This is a genomic window from Zobellia nedashkovskayae (genome assembly GCF_015330125.1).
GTDB classification, from domain to species: domain Bacteria; phylum Bacteroidota; class Bacteroidia; order Flavobacteriales; family Flavobacteriaceae; genus Zobellia; species Zobellia nedashkovskayae.
Genome location: NZ_JADDXR010000002.1, coordinates 2,961,167 through 2,977,877 on the forward strand (window position 1 = coordinate 2,961,167; position 16,711 = coordinate 2,977,877).

General features: G+C 37.7%; 13 protein-coding genes. 9 read left to right on the top strand and 4 right to left on the bottom strand.

Features of this window, described 5'->3' with window-relative positions; translation table 11 throughout:
- Positions 1-26: 26 nt before the first annotated feature.
- On the top strand, positions 27-446 hold the full coding sequence (locus IWB64_RS12455; RefSeq protein ID WP_194534307.1) for a winged helix-turn-helix transcriptional regulator: 420 nt from the start codon (positions 27-29) through the stop codon (positions 444-446).
- A 338-nt stretch (positions 447-784) separates the two neighbouring features.
- Here IWB64_RS12455 and IWB64_RS12460 read toward each other — a convergent pair whose 3' ends face one another.
- Complete coding sequence (locus IWB64_RS12460; RefSeq protein ID WP_194534308.1) at positions 785-1,417, bottom strand: CPBP family intramembrane glutamic endopeptidase; 633 nt, start codon at positions 1,415-1,417, stop codon at positions 785-787.
- Between the two features lie 302 nt (positions 1,418-1,719).
- Complete coding sequence (locus IWB64_RS12465) at positions 1,720-4,959, bottom strand: ligand-binding sensor domain-containing protein (protein ID WP_194534309.1); 3,240 nt, start codon at positions 4,957-4,959, stop codon at positions 1,720-1,722.
- 478 nt (positions 4,960-5,437) lie between these two features.
- Here IWB64_RS12465 and IWB64_RS12470 point away from each other — a divergent pair, with 478 nt between their 5' ends.
- From IWB64_RS12470 to IWB64_RS12505, 8 genes are all read left to right on the top strand, one after another.
- Positions 5,438-6,892 (top strand): NAD(P)/FAD-dependent oxidoreductase, encoded by a 1,455-nt coding sequence (locus tag IWB64_RS12470; RefSeq protein WP_194534310.1) that lies wholly within the window; start codon positions 5,438-5,440, stop codon positions 6,890-6,892.
- A 57-nt stretch (positions 6,893-6,949) separates the two neighbouring features.
- Positions 6,950-7,087, top strand: coding sequence for a hypothetical protein (locus tag IWB64_RS12475; RefSeq protein ID WP_194534311.1), 138 nt, complete (start codon positions 6,950-6,952; stop codon positions 7,085-7,087).
- Positions 7,087-7,281: a DUF6132 family protein gene (locus IWB64_RS12480; RefSeq protein WP_194534312.1), complete on the top strand. Its 195-nt coding sequence runs from the start codon at positions 7,087-7,089 to the stop codon at positions 7,279-7,281. Before IWB64_RS12475 ends, IWB64_RS12480 begins: the two co-directional genes overlap by 1 nt.
- 169 nt (positions 7,282-7,450) lie before the next feature.
- Positions 7,451-8,752, top strand: a complete 1,302-nt coding sequence (locus IWB64_RS12485; protein WP_194535877.1) for a TolC family protein — start codon at positions 7,451-7,453, stop codon at positions 8,750-8,752.
- A gap of 43 nt (positions 8,753-8,795) precedes the next feature.
- Entirely contained in the window at positions 8,796-9,878 is a 1,083-nt protein-coding gene (locus IWB64_RS12490) for an efflux RND transporter periplasmic adaptor subunit (protein ID WP_194534313.1), read from the top strand.
- Positions 9,879-10,017: 139 nt separating this feature from the next.
- Entirely contained in the window at positions 10,018-13,251 is a 3,234-nt protein-coding gene (locus tag IWB64_RS12495) for an efflux RND transporter permease subunit (RefSeq protein ID WP_194534314.1), read from the top strand.
- Positions 13,252-13,263: 12 nt separating this feature from the next.
- Positions 13,264-13,569, top strand: coding sequence for a hypothetical protein (locus IWB64_RS12500; protein WP_194534315.1), 306 nt, complete (start codon positions 13,264-13,266; stop codon positions 13,567-13,569).
- A gap of 18 nt (positions 13,570-13,587) precedes the next feature.
- Positions 13,588-13,794: a YgaP family membrane protein gene (locus IWB64_RS12505; RefSeq protein ID WP_194534316.1), complete on the top strand. Its 207-nt coding sequence runs from the start codon at positions 13,588-13,590 to the stop codon at positions 13,792-13,794.
- Between the two features lie 84 nt (positions 13,795-13,878).
- Here the strand turns inward: IWB64_RS12505 and IWB64_RS12510 are convergent, their stop codons facing one another.
- The gene (locus tag IWB64_RS12510) at positions 13,879-16,176 is read right to left on the bottom strand and encodes a TonB-dependent receptor (RefSeq protein ID WP_194534317.1); all 2,298 of its coding nucleotides are present in this window, start codon (positions 16,174-16,176) and stop codon (positions 13,879-13,881) included.
- Between the two features lie 81 nt (positions 16,177-16,257).
- Positions 16,258-16,635 (bottom strand): hypothetical protein, encoded by a 378-nt coding sequence (locus tag IWB64_RS12515; protein ID WP_194534318.1) that lies wholly within the window; start codon positions 16,633-16,635, stop codon positions 16,258-16,260.
- Positions 16,636-16,711: the final 76 nt, after the last annotated feature.

Sequence of the window (16,711 nt, forward strand, 5' to 3'; positions counted from 1 at the left end):
TCGATTTAATAGTAATAAATTTCAAAATGAAAAAAGAATTTCGCTCAGGCTGTCCAATTTCATCTACACTAGATGTTATTGGTGATAAATGGTCTTTGTTAATCATTAGAGATATGCTCCTTAAGCATAAAAAGACCTTCAAGGAAATATCCAATTCGGACGAAAAGATTGCACCAAGTATTTTATCTGCACGATTAAGACTATTAGAATCTTATAAGTTGATATTTAAAACAAAAGTTCCTGAAAACAAAAAAGAGAATATTTATTTGTTAACACAAAAAGGAATTAGTTTAACCCCGATAATCATTGAATTCAGTTTATGGGGCAATGACCATATGCGAGAGTTTAATAAAATAGATGATATAGAAGGCTTGGATTCAGACAAGTCTTCCATCATTAGATCAGTTCAAGATAGTTATAATTCTATGGCGATTAATTTCCGTTAAGGTTGACTTTAAATGGCAAATTACAATTGGACATGTACATTAGTGTACATCTCTCTAAATACTAGGGAATAAAAACCACTCTGTTAAGTGTACATACATTCAGATTATGCCTGAAATGTAAATATTCATACCATTTGATTCCTACAAAATGTATAATATTTATTGAATGGTTGTGTTTGTTTCATGATTAGTACTACTTACGAGTAGGAGGGTGGGCAAGATATATGAAAGCAAAGTAAGGTGACTAAGGGTAAAAGAGAATATTTATAAACTTTAGGGGTCTGGATAAGAGCATTTAATAGGAGGTTTTATTGGAAAAAGTTTTTATTTACGTTCTGCTACCAGCTACCTTTTTCATATAAATCCAAAAAAGCGGCAGTAGAAACTCCTAGAAAATCAACAAGAAAATGTGCAAATATTGTCCACCGTAAACTCTTTGTTTTCTTGTAAACGATTGCCCAAACAACTCCAATAATTAGAGTTGAAATAACTAATTCTAAACCACTATTTACGTTAGAATTTATTCCGAATGCCGCGTGATTTATGGAGAATAGTATGCCAGTATATAAGATTGAAGTCCAACTGGGCCAGTCTTTCATGTAATCCAAAAGAAGTCCACGCCAATAAAATTCCTCAATCCATGGATTAATTAATGCTAGTAAAATCCACGGCAGCCATATTTGCCATGTGTCTAGCAGCTCGTAATGCATCAAAAACAATGGTAAGGGAATTAGTCCAATAAATATTGCCAGAATATTCCAACCGAATGCTCCAGTCGATTTTTTTAACCATTTTTTAATGGAGTCGACTCCTCCGTATTTTAAAATAAAGAATAACCAAAGAATCCATCCTAGGAGAACCATTGGTATAAATGCCCATTTCCCAATAATTTCTCCAAAAATAAAAGCAACTCCAAAGTTCGTTGCAATAATGAAAAATGGGGATGCAATTACGATATTCCTTTTGGTCATTTAATTGGATTGGCTGCTTAATTTTAAATGTTTACTAACGGTCCGGGTATACCTGCCGATAGGCACAGCCTCCCGAGTGGAGGATTGCTGTGACTTTTGGAATATATGCCTAGTTATGTGTAGTTATCTAAAGTAAGTAGTAAAGTTGGCAAATACAAAATAGCCGTGATTAAAGTCCCAGCATACCCTCAACAGTTGTATATGTAAACTAGAACTGAACTCGCAGATTAGAATATCTTAGACCTTCCGATATAGCCAAAAAGTCATAAGAAATTGTTGTAGTTATAATTGATGATTTAAGCTTAGGTTACATTTTTACCTTTAGGTAAACGGAGAATAAACGCAGTGCCTTGCCCCAGTTCACTTTCAATTTTAATTGAACCCTCTAGCTTTTCAACCAATGTTTTAATAATAGCTAAGCCCAATCCATGGGAACTTTCCCCATCGGTTGGTCGTGCGGAGAGTTTTTGAAACATTTTAAATGCTTTATTTTTATCAGCTTCAGACATGCCTGGGCCATAATCTTTAAATGAAATCACTATGGAGTCGTTACTGGATTTTACGGATAGGTCAATTTTATTTCCTTTGTTTGAAAACTTAATTGCGTTGGTCATTAAATTATCAAAAATGCGGGTAACCAATTTTTGGTCCGAATGAATTAGGAGTGGTTTTTTATCAATAAACTTCCTTAGTTCTTGTTCTTTTTCATTTAACCTGGTTATATAGCTTTTTTCCCATTCTTCTATAAATTCAGAAAGTTCAATGTCTTTTAATTCAATTGTTTTTTCGGGGTGATTAACATTACTCATAAAGAGCAAATTTGTGATTAAGCTATTACCATTTCTAACAGATTTATGAATGTACCCAATGTATGTTTTTTGTTCATTATCTAGGTTCTCATTACTTTCTAAAAGCTGACTAAGACCTTGAATGTTATTAAGAGGACCTCTAAGGTCATGAGCCATAATCCCAATGATTCCGTCCTTTTCTCTATCTAGTTCCTCTAGTTTTTTATTGTTCTCTACTAGCTCTTTTGTTTGTTTAGAGACCTCTTTTTGAAGCATGGCTTCTGTTTTTTTCAATCTATCAATCCGTAAATAATAGGCTGTAAAAAGAGACCCGAGAATTAGTAAAACACTAAGTATTCTAAACCACAGTGTTTTCCAAAAAGGTGGTTTTATGTTAATAGTCAATGATGTTTCTTGTTCATTCCAAACCCCTTCATTATTGGAGCCTTTAATTTTTAACACATATGTTTTTGGATCTAAATTGGTAAAAGTAAGATCATGTTTATTGCCATACTCAATCCAATTATCAGTAAACCCTTCTAATTTGTATTTGTATGCATTGCTATTGGAATTTGTAAATTCTAAAGCAGAAAATTCAAAGGTTAAATTATTTTGGTCATAGGATAGGTCTATGGAATCCAATTCGGAAACGTTTTTATCAAACGCTATAGATTCATTGTTAACTTTAATATCTGTAAAAACTACGCTAGGGATGTATGGATTGCTTTTGATATCCTTTGGGTTAAAAATTGTAAACCCAGATGTGCCTCCTACTAACAAATTCCCATCTAAGCCTTGAGCATGCCCTCCCATGTCTAGAATATTATTTCCGGGTATGGCAATATTTTTAAATTGCATGGTAAGCGGGTTTATTTTAGACAGCCCATTGGGGGTTGTCACCCAAATATTACCATCCCCGCCATGTAGAATTCCAAATATGATATTACTGGGAAGGCCATCGGCTACGGTATATTGCTCAAATTTTTCAGATTCCGGGTCAAATATAGCTAAGCCACTTCTAGTTCCAATCCATATGCTATTGTTGCTATCACGATACAAGGAACGAACTTTATTTCCAACAATGCAGTTGTCGCAAGCTTCCTTGTTTTCCCATAATTTAAATTCAAAAGTATGGGTGTTGAGCAAAATTAACCCTTCGTCAGTACCTATCCATATTTCTGAGTTGGAAGATTTTAGTACGCAATATGCAGTTAAGCTCGTTAAGATTTTATTGGGGTTATCTTTTGAGTATATACTCTTAATTTCATTTGTAATTGTATTGTAGGTAACCATACCAGCTCCTATAGTTCCAATTAATAGTATATTATCTTCCGTCTCATAAATACTTTGAACATGCCCTATTCTATTTGCCAATCTGTTTTTTACAAAACCCAATTCTAAGATAAATCTATCTTGCTTTGGATTGTATTTATAGAGGCCACCACTTTGCGTGCCTACCCATATGTCATTATTTTTTGAACGTTCAATAACACGGATTCTTGGAATATTAACATCACCTCTGTAATTAAAATCCTTTATATAATTTCTATATAGCTTGGTTTTTGGGTTAAACCGGCTTAGACCATTGTTGGTTCCTACCCATATAGTACCGTCTAAATCTTGCAACATTGCCCGTACGCCATTATGGACCAATGAATTACTATTATGGTTGTCTTTTTCCCAATGACTAAAGTTCAGATTTTTTAAGTCAAATTTGTTTAAGCCGTTTCCTGTGGTAGCCATCCAGATATTTTTGGATTTATCCACGATGACATCCTCTATGGAATTACTTCCTATTTTGTATGCAGAGTTTCCATCGGACTTATATATTTTTAATTCGTGGGTTTCTATGTTGTAATTCAATAAGCCGCTACCATTTGTAGATAACCAAATACTACCATTATGGTCATTATAAATCCTCCATATACACATTTTGTTAATGGAATATGTATCAGTTACATCTAGTGGTATTTTTTTAAACGGTTCAGTACGTGTATTCAATACTGCTAACCCGTTGTCCGTACCAACCCATAACAACCCATTTAAATAATACAAATCATTTATAAATTCTGAAGGAAGTGCATTTTCATTGGAAGCGCTTAAAGGAGTTTTGGTGAATTTACCACTAGAGGGGATAAAGTAGTAAAGCCCTTGAAACTCGTCACCAACCCAAAGATTTCCTTTGTCATCTTCAGTCAACGATTTTACAGAATAGTCACAATTTTGACATGCTTTAGGTTGTTTCCAATGCTGAAAGTTTTTTTTGGAACGATTTAGTAAATTCAATCCATTTTTTGTGGCAATCCATAGTCTGGACTTACTATCCTCGTATATTCTGTGTACTACGTTGCTACTGATAGAAGAGGAATCATTTTTTTTATGGGTAAATCTAGTTATAGCGCCTGTAGTTGTATTGTAAAGGTTTAGGCCGCCACCTTCTGTTCCAATCCATATATTGCCATTAGAATCTTCTAATAGACTGGTAATCCAATTTTCTGATATGGTGTTGCTATTGTTTGGGTCATACTTAAATACTTTTGGTTTGTAACCATCGTATCGGTTCAATCCATTATTGGTGCCAATCCAAATAAACCCTTTAGAGTCTTCAATAAGACTAGTAGGGTAATTAGAGGAAAGTCCTTTTTCAATGCCAATTTTCTCTAAAAACTGATTATCAGACTGAGCATTAACTCCTAGTGTTATTAGGAGCAATAACGCTGAGGTTAATAATACCCTAGGGAGAGAACGTTGCATTTATTAATTATTTTTCACTGTATAATCATCCTGTACAAGACCCAATACAAAAATTAAAACTCTTTTTAAGAAGTAATAGTATCTTTTACTATTACTTCTTTTTCCAATTCAAGAGGTATAAAATGCGCCTGCATTTTCTATAATTCTAGTATTGTTAAAATTTGTAATTCACTTATAATCCTATTAGGCTTTTTATTCTGTCAAGTCTACCCAAGTTAAGACTATAACGGCAATATAAATAACAATGTCATTTGATTCTTACAGAATGCTGTAATGTTTATGAAAGATTTTGAATTGAAACGGTTAATATAAGTCTACAAAAATATCTTTCCTTACCAATTGTTTCTGTAACAAATGTTGCTGTGAGCGCCTAGTGAAATACTGAAATTTACAGTGTTAGAGTTGTTGGTCTTAGGCAATAATAATCTGGTTGGTTATTGTTTTTGAGGACAAACTTCATACAAAAAATCCAAACAAAATGTCTAAAATAGTTATACTGGGAGCTGGCATAGCGGGTCATGTGGCCGCTACTCACCTAAGGAGAAAGTTGTCAAAAGAACATGAAGTGGTCGTTGTTTCTCCTAACGGAAATTACCAATGGATACCTTCTAATATATGGGTAGGTGTGGGCAGGATGAAATCGGAAGATATTCTTTTTCCCCTAACACCATTATATAAGAAAAAAGGCATTGACTTCAAAAGGGCCAAGGTGACCACTTTTCATCCAGAAGGAGATACCGAAACTTTAAAACCTTATGTAAACATACAGTACGTTCTTAAGGAAGATCAAGGCAGGACGGAAAAAGTAACCTACGACTATTTAATTAATGCAACAGGTCCAAAATTGGCTTTTGATCAAACAGAAGGGCTTTTGCCCGCAACCAATAAGACCTATTCAATTTGTACCTACACCCATGCAGAGCATGCATGGCAAGGATTGGACGAACTCATTCAAAGAATGAAGAAGGGAGAAAAAGTAAAAATATTAATAGGTACGGGCCATGCCAAGGCAACATGCCAAGGAGCTGCTTTTGAGTATATTTTAAATGTGGAAAAAGAACTTCACAAACATAATGTGCGGGATATGGCTGAAATTACTTGGATTTCGAACGAATATCAATTGGGCGATTTTGGTATGGATGGCGTGTTGTTAAGCTATGGCAGTAACATTATGAAGTCTAGCGAAATGGTGGAAATGGTTTTTGAAGACCGAGGAATCAAATGGATTCTAGGCGCCGGAGTAAATAAAATTGAAGACGGCATAGCCCACTATGAAAATTTGGAGGGCGAGCAAAAATCCGAAACCTATGATTTTGCTATGCTGATTCCTGCTTTTTCAGGTCATGGGTTTAAGGCTTACGATAAAAATAATGTAGAGATTACGGATAAACTTTTTAAAGGCTTTATGTTGGTAGATGCAGATTACACGCCAAAACCTTATGAAGATTGGAGCGTGCAAGATTGGCCGGAAACGTATCAGAATCCGTCATATAAAAATATATTCGCACCAGGTATTGCCTTTGCGCCACCACATGCCATTTCTAAACCAAGGGTAAGCAAAAACGGAACATCTATTTCTCCGGCACCGCCACGTACGGGAATGCCATCCGGAATTACGGCCAAGTTGGTTGCGGATAATATTATAGATGTTATTAAAGGAAAAAAAGAATTACAGCACAAAGGATCTATGGGTAATATGGGTGCGGCATGTATTGCTTCTGCAGGGTATGGTATGACCCAAGGAAGCGGAATAAGCATTACCACCTTCCCAATTGTACCCGATTTTGAAAAGTACCCGGATACCCACGGCAGAAAATTGGGCAAGACTTTTGGAGAAATTGGCCTAGCTGGTCATTGGTTGAAACTAGCCTTGCATTATGCCTTTATGTATAAGGCCAAAATGAAGCCGTTCTGGTGGCTCATTCCTGAATAGAAATTAGGTGAGCGGTTATTTATTATTGGCAAGAGTTTTAATTAAAAATAGAAAAAGATGAAAAGAATATCAAAATCAAAACGATTCATTATGAGGAATCCCATTATTCAATTCTTCAAGTTCATTTGGTTGAGTTTAAAGATATTGATTGTTGTGGCCGGAGGCCATGGTGGCACCCGAAAAACAACATCCTAATGACAAGAAAAATAGTTTGGCTAACATTGCTTGGTATTGCTGTGGGAGCAATTGCCGGGTATATGTATTATTCGGAAATTGGTTGTGTTTCTGGTACTTGTGCCATCACTTCTAAACCTCTGAACAGTACATTGTATGGGGCTCTTATGGGAGGATTAGTATTTAATATGTTCGTAAAATCTCCTAAGAAATAAAACGGTTATTGATTAGATTATATAGGTAAGTAAATGAAAGGCGCTTCGGTAAACGAAGGGTCTTTTTTTTATTAGCAGAATTGAGCAATGCATTACTTTTTTTGAATGGTAACAAAGGTTACTGTGGAGCGATTAAGCTGACTGTAATTTTGTAGAAAATAAATTAATGATGAAGTATATTTTTTGGATACTGATTTTTCTGGGAGGTTCCTTTTCCGCACAAGCGCAAGAAACCATACTCATTTCAAAAGCCGAGGTTATTGCAAAGGCAAATGAAAATAACAACACCCTTAAAATGGCGGAGCAGGATGTTCTGGTAGCTTTGGGTGACTATAAACAAACCAATGCTACGCTGTTGCCCAATATTGGAATTTCACATACGGGAATAGCAACCACCAACCCGTTAATGGCTTTTGGTTCGAAACTGAATCAATCTATTTTGACTTCAGGTGATTTTGCTCCGGACTTGTTAAACAATCCTAGTCAGATTGAAGATTTTGCTACACGGGTGGAAGTACAGCAACCACTTATAAATTTTGATGGCATCTTTCAACGAAAGGCGGCCAAGTCCAAATACAATGCTACCAGATTTCAATCGGAACGTACACAGGAATATATGTCTTTGGAAATAGACAAGGCTTATATGCAACTGCAGTTGGCCTATAAAACGGTAGCGGTTTTAGAAAAAGCAAAAGAAGCTGCAGTAGAGAACAAACGTATTGCAGACAATAGTTTTAAGCAAGGATATTTACAGAAATCAGATGTTCTTGCCGTGCAGGTGCGTGTAGGTGAAATAGAAAACCAGTTGCAATATGCAAAAAGTAACATAGAAAATGCTTCAAATTATTTGTCGGTATTGATGGATGATACCACGTATGCCATTTTGCAACCTACAGATTCACTTACCGTAACGGTCAATGATTTAGGGCAACAAGAGTTTTCTGAAAACCGAGCGGATATTCAAGCTATGACTTCGGCAAGTGAAGCTTATCGCCAAATGAACAAGGCAGATAAAATGAGTTTTTTACCACGCTTGAATGCCTTTGGAACTTATGAACTTCATGATGATGAAATTTTTCAAGGAGCTTCCAACGGCTATTTGTTCGGTGCCGAGTTAAAATGGAATATTCTAGAAGGCGGCAAGCGCTTTGGAAAAGCACAAAAAAGTAAAGCGGAATACGAGAAATCAAAAATACAATTAGAGCAATATACAGCTGAAAGTCAGGTAGAGCTGAATAGGGCTAAACGTTCGCTCCAAGATGCCAAGAACAACTTGGAGCTTACGGCCCTTGCCCTAGAACAATCCAAAGAATCTTTGCGCATACGTACCAACCGTTTTCAACAAGGCTTGGAGAAAACAACGGATTTATTAATGGCCGAGACCCAATATGCGCAAAAGCAACTGGAATATTACAGCACTATTTTCCAACACAATTATGCCTTGGCTTACGTACAATTTTTGACCCGATAACAAACTACGAATACTTTTTTACCTAGTACCTAATTCTAAAACGATGAGAAACAAAAATTATAGCATAGCAGCAGTTTTAACTTTAACACTTGCCTTGGCGAGCTGTGGCGGAAAAGAAACGAAAGCAGTTGCGGACAACGCTCCGGCAGTACCTGTTCAAGTACGTGCAGTTGCTGAAAATACAGAAAATTCATTTGTAACGGCCAGCGGAAAAATCGAGGCGGCCAAAAGTGCCAATATCAGTACCCGAATGATGGGGTATGTAGATAAGATTTACGTGAAAGTAGGGGATAAGGTAAAAAACGGTCAACTCTTGTTGAGTGTAAACAATGCAGATGTTTCTGCAAAATTAGCTCAGGTAAATGCAGGAATTACGGAAGCCACAGCAGCCTATACCAATGCAGAGAAAGACTACCAACGCTTTACGAACTTGTTCAATGAGAATAGTGCTTCGCAAAAGGAATTGGATGATATAACCGCTAATTACAATATGGCCAAAGCCCGTTTGGAGAGCGCTAAACAAATGAAGAACGGTGTAAATGCCCAGATGGGGTATGCGAATATCCGCGCTCCTTTTAACGGAGTGGTTACCAGCAAATTTATAAGCGCGGGAGATATGGCCAACCCGGGAATGCCTTTGTTGGAGGTAGAATCGCCTGGGAAACATCAAGTTTTGGCTAGTGTGCCTGAATCCGAGATTTTGGAAATCCAACCCAATACAGAAGTAAGTGTACTCGTAAAATCCTTGGGTAAATCCGTAAAAGGAAAGGTAGTAGAAGTAAGTACGTCAGCAAAGAATACAGGTGGTCAATATCTGGTAAAAGTAATGTTGGAAGCTTCTGATGCCAAAATTTTATCCGGTATGTATGCTACGGTACAGTTTCCTGTGGAAAGAAAAGCAAATACAACTGCGGTTATGATTCCTACGGAGGCTTTGGTTGAAAACGGACAATTAAGCGGTGTGTATACGGTAAGTGAAACCAACAAGGCTTTATTACGCTGGTTGCGTTTGGGACGTGTTTTTGGCGATAAGGTTGAAGTATTATCCGGCCTGTCCCAAGATGAAAAATACATTCTTTCCTCTGACGGAAAATTGTTTAACGGAGCAAAGGTTAGCATACAGTAAATAAGAATCAAAAGATAACGAGCGGTTGCGTTAGGGATTGCAACGGATACCCCACAGTGTTCTTGATCTGCTTACAGATAAAGAATGCGAGGAGTAGAAGTGAAAAGCCCGCCCGAACGCCCATATAAGATACAAAGCAATGAAAGAAGGATTAGCAGGTAAAATTGCCAAAATGTTCATAGGCAGCAAATTAACAGTGTTGTTAATGGTTGTTTTTATGGTCATTGGGGTGTACAGTTCGTTTTTGATTCCAAGGGAGGAAGAGCCCCAGATAGACGTGCCTATGGCCGATATTTTTGTTGGATATCCCGGTGCAAGTCCTACTGAGGTAGAGTCGCGCGTGATAAAGCCTTTGGAGAAATTAATATCGAATATCAAAGGCGTGGAGTATGTGTACTCCACTTCCATGAAGGAGCAGGGCATGGTGATCGTGCAGTTTTATGTGGGTGAGGATATTGAACGCTCGTTCGTGAAATTGTACAATGAAATCAATAAGCACATGGACGAGATGCCGCAGGGTGTTACGTTTCCGTTGGTAAAAACCAGGGCTATTGACGATGTACCTATGTTGGGCCTTACCCTATGGAGTGAAAATTATGACGGCTACCAGTTGAGCCAAATGGCGCAGGAGCTAGAAAGTGAGATTAAGAAAGTAAACGATGTGGCGGTTACCCATAAAATTGGTAATCAAGACCGCCAGTTGCGTGTGGTTTTGGATAAGGATAAACTGGCTGCTAGCGGCTTGGATTTCTTATCGGTTTCTGAAATGATCAAGGCGAACAATGCGCAATTAAGTTCTGGAAGTTTTGATAAAAACGATACCGAATTTTTGGTGAATACAGGTAGTTTTCTGGCATCGGTAACCGATGTAGAGAATCTTGTGGTGGGTGTACAACAGAACCAACCCATTTATTTAAAGCAAATTGCCCGTATTATTGATGGTCCTGAAATTCCACAGAGTTATGTATCCTTAGGTTTTGGCCAGGCGAGTGATAAGGTAACGGATTACAAATCTGAATACCCTGCGGTTACCATTTCGGTAGCTAAAAGAAAGGGTGCTGATGCGATGAAAATTGCCGATATCGTAATCGATAAGGTAGAGCATTTACGCAGTACATTGATTCCTGATGACGTACATGTAGAAATTACCAGAAACTATGGGGAAACGGCATCTCATAAAGTGTCTGAACTATTGTTACACCTTATAGGTTCTATCATTGCCGTAACCCTTGTGGTGATGTTGGCCATGGGCTGGCGTGGTGGTTTGGTGGTATTTTTATCCGTACCCATAACGTTTGCCTTAACACTATTGAGCTACTATATGCTGGATTATACCTTAAACCGAATTACGCTTTTTGCTTTGGTTTTCGTAACGGGTATTGTGGTAGATGACTCCATAATTATTGCCGAGAATATGCACCGGCATTTTAAGATGAAACGCCTGCCTTTTAAGCAAGCGGCATTGTATGCCATTAACGAGGTAGGTAATCCTACTATTCTAGCAACTTTTACGGTAATAGCCTCTGTGTTGCCTATGGCTTTTGTATCTGGGCTAATGGGGCCGTATATGGCTCCGATGCCTATTGGCGCATCTATTGCTATGATTTTGTCTTTGTTCGTGGCTTTGACGATCACACCTTATTTGGGCTATATTTTCTTAAGGGAAAAAGACAAAAAAGGACAAGTAGAGAAGCCACAAAAACCTTTGGAAGATACCTACATCTATAGGGTTTATAACAAATTTGAGCGTCCGCTTATTGAAAACAAAGGCAAACGTTGGATGTTTCTGGGATTAACATTCTTGTTGCTCTTAGGGTCCATGGCCTTGTTCTTTACAGAATCGGTAGCCGTAAAAATGCTGCCTTTTGATAACAAGAACGAATTTCAAGTGGTTATAGATATGCCCGAAGGCACTACACTTGAACGTACGGGAGTGGTAGCCCAAGAAATTGCGCAGTACCTCTCTACACGACCAGAAGTGGTGAACTATCAAAATTATGTGGGTACTTCAGCACCTATAACCTTTAACGGTTTGGTACGTCATTACGATTTGCGCGGTGGTAGTAATATGGCAGATATTCAAGTAAATCTTATTGGAAAAGACGAACGTTCTGCCCAGAGTCATGATATTGCAAAATTACTACGACCTGATATTCAGAAAATTGCGGCCAAATATAATGCCAACGTAAAATTGGTAGAAGTTCCACCGGGACCTCCGGTATTGTCTACTATTGTTGCTGAGGTTTACGGACCTGATTATGAGGAACAGATTAAAGTTGCTAACAGCGTTCAAAATATTTTAAAAAATACGGACGATGTAGTGGATATTGACTGGATGGTAGAAGCTGACCAAACCGAATTTCAATTCGAAATCGATAAGGAAAAAGCAATGTTATATGGTATTGCGCCGCAGCAAATTGCCTACACAATGAATATGGCATTATCCAATAGAGCGATAACTAATCTATACGATGCCGATGCGACCGACCAAGTAGGTCTGGTTTTGGCTTTGGACGAAAAGGAAAAATCTACTATTGCTGATATTTCGCAATTAAAAGTAACCTCTAAACAGGGGAATATGGTCTCTATATCTGACTTGGTACATATTACCGAGACAACAAGCGCCAAGAGTATCTACCGTAAAAACCAAAAAAGAGTGGTGTATGTAATGGCCGATATGGCAGGAGAATTGGAGAGTCCCGCATATGCTATTTTAGGAATGGAAGAAAAGCTAAAAGAGATAGCCCTCCCACAAGGATATTCCATTAGCGAAATGTATTTAGGTCAGCCGGAATTTGAAGATGATTATACCGTAAAATGGGATGGAGAATGGCAGATTACGTTAGAGGTATTTAGAGATTTGGGAATTGCCTTTTTAGGCGCCATAATTTTGATATATATCTTGATTGTAGGATGGTTCCAGAACTTTAAAGCCCCTATTGTAATGATGGTAGCCATACCCTTATCGTTAATAGGAATTATTTTAGGCCATTGGATTATGGGTGCGTTCTTTACCGCCACTTCTTTTATTGGAATGATAGCCCTAGCGGGTATTATGGTGCGGAACTCCGTATTGCTGATCGATTTTATAAACTTACGTCTTGACGAGGGTGTTCCCTTAAAACAAGCAGCAATTGAAGCTGGTGCCGTACGTACAACCCCTATTTTGTTAACCGCGGGAACCGTGGTTATCGGAGCTTTTGTTATTTTATTCGATCCAATTTTTCAAGGTCTGGCAATTTCTTTAATGGGTGGGACAATTGTCTCTACCGTATTGACCTTGCTAGTGGTGCCTTTGGTCTATTATCTAATAGAGCGTAAGAATTACCCTGAAGTAAAAATAGAAGAAACAACAGATAAGATTGCGGACTAAAAGAAGATAAAAATGAAACTACTTATAGTAACTGTCGTAGAGGAATTTGAAAAGGATGTCCTGCGGCTATTCAAAAAAGCTGGTATTGATAGCTTTAGCAGTTCAGGTATTGATGGGTATAAAAATCATACCGAAGTGTTACGGGCGGCCAGTTGGTTTCCCAGCGAAAAAGAAGGAGTAGAATCTAGTTTGTTCTTTTCTTTTGTTGAAGAAGATAAAATTGATACTCTTTTTATACTGATCAGAGAATTCAATACCACCTTGAAAACTAGTAATCCTATTAAGGGAGCTGTAGTGCCTATTGAAAGGTATATTTAATTTAAAAAAATAATGAAAATGCTAAATACATATTTTAGAGTTATCGTTGGTATAATGGTTTTGTTAAGCGTTGTTCTAGCCGTATACGTAAGTATAAATTGGTTATGGTTTACGGTATTCATAGGGGTAAACCTAATACAATCGGCATTTACAAAGTGGTGCTTGTTAGAAACTATCCTTGTGAAGTTAGGCGTTAAGAAAGAAGGGAAAGGTTGTAGTATTTAAGCTACTGAACCTTTACGGCATATCAAATAAAAAATGCCCCGCTGAAGGTTATGTTCAACGGGGCATTTTAGTTTAATAATAAGATTAAAACCTGTACTGAACGAAAGCCGATAGATTTCTTCCGGGGTCATTTATCGGTACACTATCAAAATCAGCTTGATTGTTGTAAGAGAAATTTAAGTGGTTGTTGTATGTTTTATCAAACACATTTAAAGCTGCAACCCCAATAGTTACATTTTTAAAAGGAACCACGCCTAAGCGTACATCCAAAATATCATACCCATCAGTTACAGTTTCTCCAAAAGAAACAGCAATGTTATCTTGTTTTGATGTTAAGGTATAATTGGCGTTCGCCCAGAATTTTTCTTTTTCAAAACCTAGTTTAAATCTTGTTACCAAAGGCGGTACAAGGGGTAAAGATTCGTTTAAGTCTTTATTTTTGGCGTAGACATAAGATAGCTCTGTAGTAAAATTGAAATTATTTAAAAAATCTACTCCGGCATTTACTTCAAAGCCAGTTTTATAGGCCTCATCCAAATTTCTAAAAACCTTTACGCTTGTGGGTTCTTGCGTAGGCATGAACTTTCGGGTTTGGGTAGGATCTATTACGGCCACAATATAATTCTCATAGAAAGAATAGTAGAAAGAACTACCATAATTAAACTGGTCCAAACCATGGGCCTCCAAAGGTATTTTCCCTTTAAAACCAACCTCGAATTGATTGTTTACCTCCGCATCAAGGTTAGGATTGCCAATGTATTCATACGAATCTTGCCCAACGCTAAAATGATTGATAAAACGCTCAACCATGCTTGCGGAACGTACGCCTCTACCATAGGCAACCTCCATTAAAAACTGACTGGATAGGGCATACTTAATAGATGCCGTACCGCTTATATTATGTTCTGTACGTTTGTCTAAATCAGTATATAATGCAGAAAAATCCGCTTCAGGATCTTTTATATCGGATATCACTCCATCGTAACGTAAACCCGCCGTTAAAATAGTCTTAGGACTGATAGGGTACTTTCCTTCTACGAACAATCCAAAATCGTTGATATATGAATCTTGCCAAACCTTATCGGTAAATTCCATCGGTGTAACCAAGGTGCCCATAGCATTTTGTTTCACCAACCTGGTACGTTGTCCATCTCTAGCAATATGAAGCATATCAATACCGGTAAACAAGGTTAGTTTGTCAGAAGGTTTGAGCTCCAATTCCAATTTCCCTCCTGCGGTTACGGCATCTACAGAAGATACGGCATCTACCATCATAAAAGTTGGGCGCTGCGCATTGTTCATTAAGTGATCCACATAACTGTAATAGACTTTGGCGTCTAACCCTTTGAGTACACCACTTAGGCCATTTAAGTTATAATCCAAAGATAAGATAGAACTATCGTCCGTTTCTGTATCCATAGGAAGTCCGGCATGTAGAACGTCTCTTCCGAATGATTGACGCCAATGCGCTTGCAGCCTTTGGTTTTCGGAAAAGTTATAGCCCACGCGTAATCCATAATCCAAACTCCTAAAAGACGAAGGAATTTCTACACCATCACCATCTTCATAATTACCAAAATCTCTAAAGCCTACGTTGCCTACCACATCATATTTTTCTGTGGCCTGTTGTAACCGTGCCATAGAAACCAGTGAGTTTCCGTTGGTTTCATAACCACCCTGCACGCTTCCGCTAATGCCGTAGTCTTCAACCCCTGGTTTTTGAGTCACCAAATTAACTATACCACCAAACGTAGCTCCATAGCGTACGGTATAAGGACCTTTAATAATTTCTATTTTTTCTATTTCTTCCGGAATAACATGGGTAGTAATTGGGTCCATCCGGTTCGGGCATGCATGCATTGTCTTGGTGCCACCATCAAACTGCACATTTAATTGTTCATATTGACTAGCTCTAAATGAGGGGTCAATAGCATAGTTTCCACGTTTTATCAAGGAAAAACCGTTGAGGTCATTGAACAGGTCGGCAACATTTCTAGGTTGCACTATTTTCTTAACGTAGTCATTGGTTACTACGGCAAATACGGGATCTATTTTTGCGTTACCGGTTACCATTACCCCATTTACTTCAAAGGGTTCTTCTTCCATAAGAAATTGGTTAACGGTATCAGAAGGAGATATAAATTGTTGTATGGTTTTATATCCCATATAGGAGATGGTAACGGTAGTACCTTTTTCAGGAATTGAGAGTTGGAAATTTCCATCAGCGTCTGTGTAGGTAGCTTTACCATTTTGAGCAATGACATGTGCTTCAGGGAGGGGACTGCTATTTTGGCCATCTAAAACCTTTCCGTTGAAATTTTGGGCCATACTTAATTGCCCAATAGTAAACAGTAGGGATGCCAATAGATATTTGAAATTCATAATTGGAATCTTTAAAATTATACGTGTAAATACTATCGAATGCGGTTGTCAGCATTCGGAATAAGAAAGTGGAGTATAGTTTTAGACTCTGGGAGGATGCTTGATGCGGTCTGAAAAACGAAAGTTATAATTATCCGTATGGATTAAATCAAAACTATGTACGGTCAGGACAGATGGAAACCTCACTTCAGAAAGGGAATGCAGAAAAAGTACGGTTTCAATTTTTAGAAAATCAAGATTTAAGGGGTCGTTGTTTTCTTGACCATCTTGACCAATTATCTGAGATAATGCACATTTGCCATTACAATGTAATTCTGGTTTGTTCTTGTTTTCGCAAAGGGTTTCAATAAAATCCTCGGTAAACAAAGTATAGTAGCCAATAGTCCCAGCAATCTTTAAACTGCTTGCCAGGGTTATGGCTAAGAATAGTATTGATATGATCAGTTGCGATGGTTTCACAGGGCAAATTTAAGTGCAACTTTTGATCTAGAATGTGACAAAAGTCACCTTATGGTCAGTTTTTGAAAATAATTGG

Coding starts and splice junctions, on each gene's coding strand:
- IWB64_RS12485 (WP_194535877.1), top strand. CDS start 7,451: ATGAAGTATATTTTTTGGATACTGATTTTTCTGGGAGGTTCCTTTTCC.
- IWB64_RS12500 (WP_194534315.1), top strand. CDS start 13,264: ATGAAACTACTTATAGTAACTGTCGTAGAGGAATTTGAAAAGGATGTC.
- IWB64_RS12465 (WP_194534309.1), bottom strand. CDS start 4,959: ATGCAACGTTCTCTCCCTAGGGTATTATTAACCTCAGCGTTATTGCTC.
- IWB64_RS12495 (WP_194534314.1), top strand. CDS start 10,018: ATGAAAGAAGGATTAGCAGGTAAAATTGCCAAAATGTTCATAGGCAGC.
- IWB64_RS12505 (WP_194534316.1), top strand. CDS start 13,588: ATGCTAAATACATATTTTAGAGTTATCGTTGGTATAATGGTTTTGTTA.
- IWB64_RS12490 (WP_194534313.1), top strand. CDS start 8,796: ATGAGAAACAAAAATTATAGCATAGCAGCAGTTTTAACTTTAACACTT.
- IWB64_RS12475 (WP_194534311.1), top strand. CDS start 6,950: ATGAAAAGAATATCAAAATCAAAACGATTCATTATGAGGAATCCCATT.
- IWB64_RS12460 (WP_194534308.1), bottom strand. CDS start 1,417: ATGACCAAAAGGAATATCGTAATTGCATCCCCATTTTTCATTATTGCA.
- IWB64_RS12455 (WP_194534307.1), top strand. CDS start 27: ATGAAAAAAGAATTTCGCTCAGGCTGTCCAATTTCATCTACACTAGAT.
- IWB64_RS12480 (WP_194534312.1), top strand. CDS start 7,087: ATGACAAGAAAAATAGTTTGGCTAACATTGCTTGGTATTGCTGTGGGA.
- IWB64_RS12470 (WP_194534310.1), top strand. CDS start 5,438: ATGTCTAAAATAGTTATACTGGGAGCTGGCATAGCGGGTCATGTGGCC.
- IWB64_RS12510 (WP_194534317.1), bottom strand. CDS start 16,176: ATGAATTTCAAATATCTATTGGCATCCCTACTGTTTACTATTGGGCAA.